Source organism: Pseudoalteromonas sp., assembly GCF_036960685.1.
In the GTDB taxonomy this organism is placed as follows: Bacteria; Pseudomonadota; Gammaproteobacteria; order Enterobacterales; family Alteromonadaceae; genus Pseudoalteromonas.
The window spans coordinates 175,085-187,210 of record NZ_JBALXK010000004.1 but is presented as its reverse complement, the minus strand read 5'-3'; the positions used below and the strand labels follow the sequence as shown (position 1 = coordinate 187,210).

The window sequence follows — 12,126 nt, the reverse complement described above, 5'->3', positions numbered from 1 at the left end:
GCATCCTTTATTTCAAAAATAAATAGGCATAAAGGGCTTTAGACAGTTTTAAAAACTAGGCTTGCTGAATATTTACGGCAATCGCATTATCTGCACGCATTTTCTTTTTCGCTAAACGCTTAGTACGGTCAACAACATCACCCGCTAATTGCCCACAGGCTGCGTCAATATCGTCCCCTCGTGTACGGCGTACAATACAGGTAATGCCAGCAGCTTGTAATACTTTAGAAAAACGGTCGATGCGGCTGTTGCTCGAACGTGTGTACTCATTACCCGGGAACGGGTTAAACGGAATAAGGTTTACTTTAGAAGGAGTACCTTTTAATGTTTTAACAAGTTCATGTGCTTGATCAGTGCTGTCGTTAACACCATTAAGCATCACGTATTCAATGGTCACGTCTTTATTTGCTTTAGAGCCATCAATATAACGACGACACGCCGCTAAAAATTCTTCAATCGGGTATTTTTTATTAATGGGTACTAAAATATCACGTAACGCGTTATCAGGAGCGTGCAAAGAAATCGCCAGTGCTACATCGATTTTTTCTTTCAATAAATCAAGTGCAGGCACCACCCCAGAAGTACTTAAAGTAACGCGGCGTTTCGATAAACCAAAACCCCAATCGTCCATCATCAGTTCCATTGCTGGAACAACGTTTTTAAGGTTAAGCAGCGGCTCGCCCATACCCATCATTACCACGTTGGTGACAGGGCGTTTCTCACTATTGCCGTCAAGGCCAATGTCTTTTGCTACGCGCCATACTTGGCCGATGATTTCAGATACTTTTAAGTTACGGTTAAAGCCTTGTTGTGCGGTCGAGCAAAAAGTACACTCTAATGCACAGCCTACTTGTGAAGATACACATAAGGTTGCACGTTCTTTTTCTGGGATCCATACAGCTTCAACTTCTTGGCCGCCATCAAGTACTAATGCGTACTTGATGGTACCGTCACTTGCTTGCTGACGAACTGAAATTTCCGGTGCTACAATCTCACATTCTGCTTTAAGTTTCTCTTTAAGCTTTTTATTAACGTTGCTCATATCGTCAAAGTTATCAACGCCAAAATGATAAATCCATTTCATCACCTGATCGCCACGAAATGGCTTCTCACCGAACGATACAAATAGTTCGCGCATTGCATCTCGGTTTAAATCTAATAAATTAATCTTTTTTTGCTCAGTGGTCATGAAACAACCTTAATCAGTGACGGTGGTGATAAAAATTTACGGGGATGAATTGTACACAATTCGACCAGCTTAGTCATTAGCTAAACAGTTGTTTAATTGCTTAGCTAATGACTAAAAAAGGGCCCGAAAGCCCTTTTCTTACTTTGCATCACAGGGTTAGCTGTGAAACTCGAATTAACGAGTACGTGGGCAAAGCTCTTCGTCAGCGAAGAAATACGCGATTTCGCGAGCAGCAGATTCAACAGCGTCAGAGCCGTGAACAGCATTTTCGTCGATGCTATCAGCGTAGTCAGCACGTAAAGTGCCAGCTAGTGCTTCTGCAGGGTTAGTCGCACCCATGATTTCGCGGTTTTTAAGAACAGCGTTTTCGCCTTCAAGAACGGTAACCATTACTGGGCCAGACGTCATGAAAGATACTAAAGCACCAAAGAAAGGACGCTCGCTGTGCTCTGCGTAGAAACCTTCAGCTTTCTCTTGTGAAAGGTGAACCATTTTAGCTGCAACGATTTTAAGGCCAGCAGTTTCGAAACGGTTGTAGATAGCGCCAATGTGGTTTTTAGCTACTGCATCAGGTTTTACGATTGAGAAAGTACGCTCTAAAGCCATCTTTATGCTCCAATAATTTTTAAGTAAAAGTGTGAATATTAACGGGCGCGAATTATACGCGTTTTAAACAAAAATGCCTAATTTTATTCATGAGGCGTGTGCTGTATTTTAATGGATGAGGGGAAAAGCGCGCCTCGTTACTTTAATTTAAAACTCAATCAGGCACCAGAATTTGAAAGTAGCCATATATTTTATATAGAGATAGGCATTGATGAGCAGCAAATCTTGCTTGAAACGACGGAACTATTAATCTCTCAACATTAAAGGTGTTGGGATAGAGCAAAATAAGCGGTTATTATTTTTTGGTTTAATTATCAATTACCTAAAACGAGTATCAAAGTGAACAACTTAGACTACACTAACGTATATTTAGGTTGTATGGCGGCTGTTCTGGCTCAAGTGATCAATGTTTATATCAGGAAGTGAGTATGTTTTTTAATAAAACGCTAAAAAGTGAGAATGCTGAATTAAAAAGTAAGCTTTTTAAGCAAGAGCAGGTTAAAAAAAGCTTAGACGAAGAGATGCTGGTTTTAATCATTGATAAAACAGGGCTAGTCACAGCACAAAATAAGAACTTTGCAGACGAGCTAGGTTACTCTGATCAGCAACTTATTGGAAAAAAGCTACTAGATTTTGTGCCAAGTAACGCCAGAGATACTGGGCATTTTAAAAGCTTAAAAAAAGCAATAGAGCAGCGTGAACATTGGGTTGGTGCATTGCAGTTTGTTAATGTCAATGGCGAACAAGAGTGGTTAAGAAGTATTTTGCAACCAGTTGTGGACGAACAAGGCAAGCCTATTGAGTTTACTTTGCATTCAAATGTGTTAACGCGCACGATTGAAACCTCTCGCGAGCATCAAGATTTAATCAAAGCCTTGCATCGGGCCATGGCGGTTATTGAGTTTGATACCAATGGCATTGTATTAACTGCAAACGAAAACTTTTTAGCTGGCATGGGGTATTCACTTAAAGAGATTGTTGGTCAACATCACCGTATTTTTTGTGAGCCTGAAGAGGCAAACTCTGCTGAATATGACGCCTTTTGGAAAAAGCTCAAAAGAGGCGAGTACGTTTCAAGCCGTTTTAAACGCATAGATAGTTATGGGAGAACGGTTTGGCTTGAAGCTTCTTATAACCCGATTTTCAATGAGCAAAACGAACTGTATAAAGTGGTTAAATTCGCGACTGTTATTACTGAGCAAGTTGAGCGCGAGCTCGCTATAGCTGAAGCTGCTGATATTGCGTATAGCACTTCAATTGAAACTGATCACCTTGCCGACCAAGGGGCTGCGGTTATTGAGCAAGCAGTCAAAGTGATGAACGAACTTGCGGTGCAAATGTCGCAAGCAGGGGATGAAATATCAGCATTGGATAAACAATCACAGTTAATAGCAAGCATAGTACAAAGCATTAGTAGCATTGCCGATCAAACTAATTTGTTAGCATTGAATGCTGCGATTGAAGCCGCAAGAGCAGGTGAGCAAGGGCGAGGTTTTGCGGTAGTCGCCGATGAAGTGCGTCAATTAGCATCTAGAACCAGTAAAGCCACAGAGGAAATTGTTGAAGTGGTACAAAAAAATCAATCCTTAACGCAGTCAAGTGTGAAAGCCATTAAGCAAGGTGAAGATAAAGCACAAGAAGGGTTAGAGCTGTCAAACGAGTCTGGCATTGTGATGACCAATATTAAAAAAGGTGCCCAGCAAGTGGTTGATGCAGTGAGTCAATTTGCCAATCAATTAAAGTGAGTTTTATGATTTCGATCAAAACATCCCTATTTAACTAACTTTATACTCCCGCGCTTTATTATCATGCCACTGGCTTGACCCCAGTTCTATGTGTGGAGCGCGCATGTCGTCAATTATCACCCCGTTTACCCCAGAGTTACTTTCACCTGCTGGCAGTTTAAAAAATATGCGTTACGCCTTTGCCTATGGTGCCGATGCTGTTTATGCCGGGCAACCTCGTTATAGCCTAAGAGTGCGTAATAATGAGTTTGATCTGGAAACATTAAAAATAGGCATTGATGAAGCACACGCACTGAATAAAAAGTTTTATGTAGTATCAAACATCGCGCCACATAACGCTAAAGTCAACTCATACTTACGTGATATTGAACCGGTAATTGCGATGGGGCCCGATGCGCTGATCATGTCAGATCCGGGTTTAATTATGCTAGTGCGTGAAAAGTGGCTTGATATGCCTATTCACCTATCTGTGCAAGCCAATGCGGTAAACTATGCAACTGTTAAGTTTTGGGCAAAACAAGGTATTGAACGAGTAATATTATCGCGCGAGTTATCGCTTGAAGAAATCGCTGAAATTCGTCAGCTATGCCCAGAAACAGAGTTAGAGGTATTTGTGCACGGCGCATTATGTATGGCGTATTCAGGGCGTTGCTTACTTTCAGGCTATATAAATAAGCGCGATCCTAACCAAGGCACTTGCACCAATGCGTGCCGCTGGAACTACGACGTAAAACTGGGCATTGAGAACGAAACCGGTGAAATGGTGCATAAATTTGATCCCAAAGATGTGATCCCAACACTTGGCGACGGCGCACCAAGTAATGACATTGTGATGCTTGAAGAGCAAGGTCGCCCTGGTGAATATATGCCCGCGTTTGAAGATGAACACGGCACTTATATCATGAATTCAAAAGATTTACGCGCCGTACAATACGTAGAGCAGCTAACAAAAATGGGCGTACACAGCTTAAAAATAGAAGGCCGCACTAAGTCGTTTTATTATGTAGCGCGCACTGCGCAAGTGTACCGTAAAGCCATTGATGATGCGGTAGCGGGGCGCCCATTTGATGCCAACTTATTTAAAACGCTGGAAAACTTAGCGCATCGCGGTTATACCGAAGGCTTTTTAAAACGCCACGCCCATCAAGATTATCAAAACTACGAATACGGTCATTCGGTATCGACTAAACAGCAATTTGTAGGTGAGGTACTAGGGCGAAATGCCACTGGTTTAGTTGAGATTGATGTTAAAAACAAATTCTGTGTAGGTCATTCATTAGAGCTGATGACCCCGCTTGGTAATTTTAACTTTACACTGCAAGCGATGCAGAATAAAAAAGGTGAGGCTATTACTGATGCAAAAGGGTCAGGCCACATTGTGAAAATTCGGCTGCCTGAAAGTATTGATTTAGAACACGCCATTTTAATGCGCAATCTAGATGAAAACCAAGATACCCGCAACCCGTTTAAAAAAGCGGTTTAACAGGTAAATCATGGCTTTACTAATAAATAACAAATGCATTAACTGTGATATGTGTGATCCAGAGTGCCCAAATGAAGCGATTTACATGGGTGCTAAAATCTACCAAATAGATTCAAGTAAATGTACCGAATGCGTAGGTCATTATGACAAGCCGACTTGCGTAAGCGTCTGCCCAATTGACTGCATCAAGCCCGATCCGAATCATCGTGAAAGTATAGATGAACTGGCAGAGAAGTATGTGAGGCTAATGGGGAAGGAAGTACTGCCAATTATTACGGATAAGTTTAAACGCTTTGTTTAAATGTTTGCGGCTGGGTTGAAATTTTGCAGACAGTGTCTGCAAAATTTAGCTGGTTAACTCTTACCTTTCTATTTTAACCATATACGTCTAACTGCATTGATACCTTACTGAATTGTAGCGCATTTAGACTTTAAGAATTCTAAAAAAACTTTCACTTTTTCTAGCGGGTATTTTCTGCCTGCATAAAATGCGTATAACACCAGATCTTCTGGTTCATGGTCGAGTTTAATATTGATCAATGAGCCGTTGTCTATATCTTCTTGGCATGCGTGAATGGGTAAAATGGCATAGCCGAGCCCTTTTAGTGCAGCGGCTTTGGCCATGTTGCCACTGTTTACTTTAAAATTAGATTTTACTTGCACTGCTTGTTGCTGTTTAAAACGCCAAGGCATACCTTGCAGTACTGATAAGCTAGTAATACAAGGAACTTTACTTAACTCATCTAGCGAGCGAGGCGGTGGCGCATTGTTGAACAGTTGTGGCGCGCCAACAATGCAACTAGGCCAGCGCAGCAGTTCTTTAGCAACCCAACCTGAATCGTCCAATAGACCACGGCCAAAGCGTAGCACCAAATCAAATCCCTCTAACAAGCCTTCGGTTGGATTTAGTTGCGTATCGCAACTTAGTTGTATTTGTGGATGCACAGAGCAAAACTCTGCGCTTATTTCGGCTAAAAAAGGCAGATCAGGCATGATGATTTTAAGATGCCCAGTAAGAGACTCACCATACACAGACACCTCTTCTAGCGAGTCATTCATTGCTTGTATCAGTGGGGTTATAGATTGATAAAGTTGTTTACCTGCAGCCGTTGCAATCATTTTTCGGGTGGTACGTTGTAATAACCTTAAATTAAGTTGCTTCTCTAATAACGCGACATGGCGGCTAACATTAGATGTAGGCAATTGCAGTTGTTCGGCTGCGAGTTTAAAGCTCAGTTGTTCATATACGCACTGAAAGCTGAGTAACCACTGAAGTTCGATTTTATCAATCATTAATTAACTCAAAATATGGGATTAATAACGCAATTATTACTAATTTATCTTAAAAAATGACTTTGTGATAATGGTTATTCAGTTAATTATTGAGGTAAAGAGTATGAACAGCAAGCGAGTTGCCATTGTGGGTGCGGGCATCGGGGGAATATCGTTGGCCATTCTTGCAGCACGAAAAGGTTATCAGGTGAGCATATTTGAGCGCGATAGTGAGATTTCTTCTATTGGTGCTGGGGTAACGTTATGGCCGAATGCAATGTTTGTGTTACAGCAAATGGGCTTGGATAAACAGATCCAAGCGCTGGGCGGTATACCTTTGTTTATGCGTCTGTGTGATCAGCATGGCACGGTGCAAAGTGAATTTGATATTGCAAAAGTAAATACACTCAGTGGTTTTTCTAGTATCAGTATATTGCGCCGTGACCTTATGAGTGTGCTGGGCCGCACATTAGCTGATTTAGGGGTAAACATACATTTTAACAGCGCAATAACCGTATCAGAGATTGCTCAACTAAAACAAGATTTTGATTTAGTTGTGGGTGCCGATGGGCGGATGAACTCTGTGGTAAGGCAATTCTTATATGCTGAAAAAATCACTCCTCAGTATCAGGGGTTTATTAATATTATTGCTATTAGTCAGTTAAAACCAGGCACTTTAGATAACGTGATCCATGATTTTCGCGGCAGTGGCGAGCGCTTTGGTATTGTGCCTGTTAAAGCTGACCTTTGTTACTGGGCAGCTGGATGGAATGCAAATATCGATAAAACACGGCCGCTATCTGCTTGGTATGAAGAAATGCACCAACGCTTTTTAACTTGGCCAGATGCGGTACAACAGGTGCTTAAGTCTTATGATAAAAACTCACTCAAACGAATATTTGTGCACGATATTGACCGTTTACCTTATTGGCATCAAGGTAATGTACTGATTATGGGCGATGCGGCTCATGCTCCTTTACCTACTTCGGGACAGGGGGCATGTCAGGCGCTTGAAGATGCTTGGCATCTTGTACGGGTGTTAGAAAAGTATGATGATTTAGAGCTCGCATTAACGGCTTTTTATCAACAACGCATAGATAAAACCTCAACCTCTCAACGTGTTGGTCGCCAAGTCGCGCAGAAAATTTTCACCACAACAGCTGACACTAATGAGACCCCAGCGCTAGGCATCTCTGCTCAGCAGTTAGTAACGTTATGGATGCAAGGCTTGAATAATTAACCTATCGAGCTGTGTTATTTGGTGCGAGCAAGGTTACTTATGAGGTGGTTATTTGTTCGCTTATTCAGTTACTTGCAAGTTATGGTTAACAATCCATTAAGTCTGGCTGTGTACAATTGCCGCCTTTACAATTGTTAACCAGTAATGGACCCGCACATTCAATGGCAACCTCAACGTGTTACTCACCTTTAGCAGTATCGCTGCGTTTTTCTGTTCTTAGTTTATCGGTTTTTAGTGCTATGAATGTGGCGGCTGCCGAGCAGTTAGCAAATACGCCAACTGAAAAAGATATGGAAGTGATTGAGGTGCGAGGTATTCGCTCAAGTATGGCTGAAAATTTAGCTGTTAAGCGTTTATCTAGTTCTGTTGTGGATGCCATTACCGCTGAAGACATTGGTAAATTCCCTGATAAAAACGTGGCTGATTCATTAGCACGAGTGCCGGGTGTGGTGATTGACCGCGAAGGCGGTGAAGGGTCAACGGTGAGTATTCGCGGTTTATCGTCTGATCTTACTTACACACAGTTAAATGGTAATTTTATTGCCTCGTCACCGGGGGAGCCATCGCGTTCGTTTGATTATGCTTTATTGCCATCGGCGATGATCGCAAGTGTTGAGGTATTTAAATCACCTGAAGCGCGCCTTGACGAAGGAGGCGTGGGCGGTACGGTATTAATGCATAGCCGCAAACCTCTGGATATGGAGGCTAATTCGGGGGTTTTTAATGTTGAAAGTACCTATGCCGATGTAACAGAAGATTATGAGCCACAGTTTACTGGTTTGTATTCATGGAAAAACGATAGTGATAGCGTTGGTTTTTTACTTGGCTATACGCGCCAAGAGCGTACCAATCGTACGCTCTCTGGTGGTACTGATGCCAATGTATGGCGCTACAATGGCGCGCAGCCCAGTGATGTGAATGGCAATGCAGTTGATAATAATAACGACTGGGGCGCGGTGAAGGATGCCAGCGGGAAAGATTATGATGATATATGGTTTCCTCAAGTGGTGCGCAGCTCAGTAGTAAATGAAAAGCGTGAGCGTGAAGGCGTGCAGTTTTCAACTCAGTGGCGACCAACTAATCGCATTGAACTGGGTTTTAATTACTTTGGTTTTAGTTTAAAACAACAGCGCAGCGAATCGCACGTTGATATGCCTGAATGGGCGCTAAATCCCGACTTTTTAACAGGTGTTACACTTGATGAAAGTGGCACAATTGTCAATGGCATGGACTATAGCGCCATGGCCAGTGGTGTTGAAAAAGATATGCAATTGCCTTGGTTACGTGGCAGTTATGTAGATGAAGAGTCTAGCTCTGATACTTTTGATTTTAACCTAAGCTACGAAGGCGATAATTTTAAAGCACGTTTTGTGGCGGGTAAAACTAAAGCCAAAGGCGGGCCAAAAGAAAGCTGGCAAGCAGCGTATAAAAGCTCGAACGCGGGTGAAGGGCAAAGTAACATTGAGAACGCAGCGCAAAGTGCTGCTTGGTCAATCAGTGATGACCGTATTTCGATGCAGATTGACCCTAACACGCTGAATAACTTACTCGCAGGTGTGGGCGGTGGTCGTGATGCCGGCTCATCGAATTCAAGTTTTGTACGTAGCACCTTAGCAGAAAACTACTACCAAGCTGACGTTGATTTTTATGTTGATTGGGGCATATTAACCACTATTCGCACTGGCGCAAAATACCGTGATGCATCACTGCACCGCGAAACGGGCAACAACTTTTTCCTTGATCCGAGTTTTGATATTGCTGCAGGTGAGGCAAGCGCCGGCGGCATTACGCAATTTGATAGTTACCAATGGAATAACGGTATGCCAGCAGCGCAAGATGTGTTTAACAGCACGGGAGAGGGCAATATTGCTGGTGGCTTTAATATCAATTTAATGCCAACGATTAATTGGCATAAATATCGCGATTATATTTACAGTAACTATGTACCGTATACCCGTATTGAAGATAATTTTGTATACGATATTGCCGAGCAAATTAGCGCGTTTTATTTACAAGGTGATTTTGAATACAGTGATGTACGCGGTAACTTAGGCGTGCGGGTAGTGCAAACTAAAACCACCAGCGCCTCAACTGATTTATATACCTTTTTACTTGATGAAACCGACGATGAAACGGGCGAGCCGATCACAGGTGATGATCGCTTAATTGAGCAATACCAATTGATCACTCAACAAACGATAGACACCCATGTATTACCCAGTTTAAATATTGCGTGGGATGCCAGTGATGATGTGGTGGTCCGTGGCGCGCTTGCGAAAGTGATGTCGCGCCCTGACTATGGTGATTTAGGCAGCCAACAGCGTATTACTTTTGTGTCGCAGGAATGGGCTGATGACCGTGCTGCATTTAACGAGCAAGCAGGGTTTAGCGGCAGTGGGGGTAATAAAAATTTAAAAGCGTTTGAGTCTGTACAAGCCGATTTATCTGTTGAGTATTACTATGCGCCAGGCTCTGCATTAGGTGTGGCGTTATTTCATAAAAAAGTTGATAACTTTGTTGTGCCATTAGTGATTGATTCGCAGCATGAATTTGCAGGGCAAGTCGGCGTTGTTGATGCTGGTACTATCACTATTTCACCTTATAGCACGGTAGGTAATGGCAGTGATGCCGTCTCTAAAGGGGTAGAAGTGTTTATTCAACATGCCTTTGAGAGCGGCTTTGGTATTTATGCCAACTACACATATAACAATACCAATCAGGCTGATGTAACGGTTGCAGGTGAAAAGTATGGGGAATCGCCATTAATAGGCAGCGCTGACTATCAATATAACACTTCGGTTTATTATGAAGGGGATAGCTTTAATATTCGCGCGTCATACAATAAACGAGGCGAAACCGTGCTTGGTATTAATAGCGGTTTAAACGTGTATCAAGACCCTTACCAGCAAGTAGATGTAAATGCCGCGTATAACTTTACCGATAGCTTTAGCTTTACCGCAGCGGTAATTAATTTAACGCAATCAGAGTCGGTAACCCGTTTGGGTAAAGATACCGATGCTCGTTTGTTGAATACCAGTTACTCAGGTCGTCGCTATTACGCTGGGTTTAATTACAGTTTTTAAAGCAGGAATGAGTGATGACTGCAACAAAATTAATTGAGTGAAGACTTAATTGATACATCGGTATATTGGCTTTTACGCACACGGGTACGCAGTTTTTCTTGTTCTAAAACGTGACTAGCGTCGATATCATTTAACGGTATGGTATCTTCGCGGCTGAGATTGCCATCGGCCACTAGCGATAAGTAACGAGAACAACACACTCGCAAAAATGAGGTGAAGTTACCGATATCATGATCAGCATCAAGAGACTCAAGGTAGAGCTTAGTGATCATTTGATTTACGGTCATTTGATCGCGAAAAGCCACCTCTTCTAAAATATCCCAAAAAAATTCTTCGAGACGAATTGAGGTAACCACGCCATCAATGCGTAAAGACTTGGTACGGCAGGTCCACAATCGACTGTCGGCATTAATAAAAAGTTGGCACATAGGTTACCTCGTGATGCTGCTAAATTACGATTATAGCAAGGCTACAAACTGTTTTAACATAGCAGGGTGAGCAGGCCAAGCAGGGGCTGTGACTAATTTGCCATCGGTAATTGCGCCATCCATAGGTAACTCAACGTACTCGGCACCCGCCATTTTTACTTCAGGTTGGCACGCAGGGTAGGCAGATACTTTTTTACCTGTGATCACACCTGCAGCAGTGAGCATTTGCGGGCCGTGGCAAATAGAGGCAATTGGTTTATCCGCTGTAGCAAAGTGTTGAATTATTTCGATTACTTTCGCGTTCAAACGTAAATACTCAGGGGCACGGCCACCGGGTAAATACAAGGCATCGTAATCAGCGGCATTAATCTTGGCAAATGTTGCGTTGAGTGCAAAATTATGGCCGCGTTTTTCAGTATAGGTTTGGTCGCCTTCAAAATCATGAATCGACGTTGCGATAGTGTCACCCGCTTTTTTATCAGGGCATACAGCATCAACCTGATGACCCATTGCCAATAATGCTTGAAAAGGTACCATGTTTTCATAGTCTTCAACAAAGTCACCGGTGATCATAAGTACTTTAGCCATGTTTTGCTCCTTGTATTGAGTGTGCAAATGTATTTTCGTGCTGCTTTGTAACGCGCTTTAATGCACTGAGTATTTAGTAGAGCATAGCTAATTATTGAGCGGGTAATATAGGAATACTACAAGCCATTTTAGGTTATTAAAATCGAGATTGATTGTTTAGTGCGATTGATTTTAATAAAAAACTAGCCTACTATCTCAGCAACTATTACTGATAAGGCTCGTTATTTTGCGCATTACGCCGCCCTAGGTTTTCCCCTCTCTAAATTGCCATAATTTAAATGGCTATCAATTGCTGCCTTGCAGCAGGTGCTTTTATGCACCATCAAAAATACTTAAACAACATTGTTCAACTTACTAGACACTTTACTTAGGTATTGTTGTGTGACTGTGTGGTTTATCAGATTTTATCAATCTCAATTGTGTTTTTAGTTAAAGCTAAATGATTTTCTTATCAAAGCGGATATGACTTTGTAGGTGATCTTTTAATTGGCA

10 protein-coding genes are annotated in these 12,126 nt (G+C 42.2%); 5 read left to right on the top strand and 5 right to left on the bottom strand.

The genetic code is table 11. The features are described 5' to 3' along the window. Nucleotides 1-55: 55 nt before the first annotated feature. Nucleotides 56-1,189 (bottom strand): bifunctional tRNA (adenosine(37)-C2)-methyltransferase TrmG/ribosomal RNA large subunit methyltransferase RlmN, encoded by a 1,134-nt coding sequence (locus V7783_RS05840; protein WP_064664657.1) that lies wholly within the window; start codon nt 1,187-1,189, stop codon nt 56-58. Nucleotides 1,190-1,363: 174 nt separating this feature from the next. Then, nucleotides 1,364-1,795: a nucleoside-diphosphate kinase gene (gene ndk, locus V7783_RS05835; protein WP_008111339.1), complete on the bottom strand. Its 432-nt coding sequence runs from the start codon at nt 1,793-1,795 to the stop codon at nt 1,364-1,366. A gap of 428 nt (nt 1,796-2,223) precedes the next feature. On the opposite strand from ndk, the gene V7783_RS05830 reads away from it, so the two are divergent. The 3 genes from V7783_RS05830 to V7783_RS05820 all read left to right on the top strand — a co-directional run bounded on the left by V7783_RS05830 (nt 2,224) and on the right by V7783_RS05820 (nt 5,324). Further along, nucleotides 2,224-3,540: a methyl-accepting chemotaxis protein gene (locus tag V7783_RS05830; protein ID WP_283708907.1), complete on the top strand. Its 1,317-nt coding sequence runs from the start codon at nt 2,224-2,226 to the stop codon at nt 3,538-3,540. Nucleotides 3,541-3,643: 103 nt separating this feature from the next. Next, a complete protein-coding gene (gene trhP / locus V7783_RS05825) occupies nt 3,644-5,023 on the top strand; it encodes a prephenate-dependent tRNA uridine(34) hydroxylase TrhP (RefSeq protein WP_335677915.1) in 1,380 nt (459 codons plus the stop codon). 10 nt (nt 5,024-5,033) lie between these two features. Beyond that, nucleotides 5,034-5,324, top strand: a complete 291-nt coding sequence (locus V7783_RS05820) for a YfhL family 4Fe-4S dicluster ferredoxin (RefSeq protein ID WP_335677914.1) — start codon at nt 5,034-5,036, stop codon at nt 5,322-5,324. 104 nt (nt 5,325-5,428) lie between these two features. On the opposite strand, the gene V7783_RS05815 is transcribed toward V7783_RS05820, so the two are convergent. Further along, nucleotides 5,429-6,316: a LysR family transcriptional regulator gene (locus V7783_RS05815; RefSeq protein WP_335677913.1), complete on the bottom strand. Its 888-nt coding sequence runs from the start codon at nt 6,314-6,316 to the stop codon at nt 5,429-5,431. Nucleotides 6,317-6,419: 103 nt separating this feature from the next. Between V7783_RS05815 and V7783_RS05810 the strand changes: the two genes are divergently transcribed. Further along, the gene (locus V7783_RS05810; protein ID WP_335677912.1) at nt 6,420-7,535 is read left to right on the top strand and encodes an FAD-dependent monooxygenase; all 1,116 of its coding nucleotides are present in this window, start codon (nt 6,420-6,422) and stop codon (nt 7,533-7,535) included. 161 nt (nt 7,536-7,696) lie between these two features. Then, a complete protein-coding gene (locus tag V7783_RS05805) occupies nt 7,697-10,618 on the top strand; it encodes a TonB-dependent receptor (RefSeq protein WP_335677911.1) in 2,922 nt (973 codons plus the stop codon). Between the two features lie 29 nt (nt 10,619-10,647). Here V7783_RS05805 and V7783_RS05800 read toward each other — a convergent pair whose 3' ends face one another. Beyond that, nucleotides 10,648-11,046, bottom strand: coding sequence for a ribbon-helix-helix domain-containing protein (locus V7783_RS05800; protein WP_335677910.1), 399 nt, complete (start codon nt 11,044-11,046; stop codon nt 10,648-10,650). Between the two features lie 30 nt (nt 11,047-11,076). Beyond that, the gene (locus tag V7783_RS05795; protein ID WP_335677909.1) at nt 11,077-11,634 is read right to left on the bottom strand and encodes a DJ-1/PfpI family protein; all 558 of its coding nucleotides are present in this window, start codon (nt 11,632-11,634) and stop codon (nt 11,077-11,079) included. Nucleotides 11,635-12,126 lie beyond the last annotated feature (492 nt).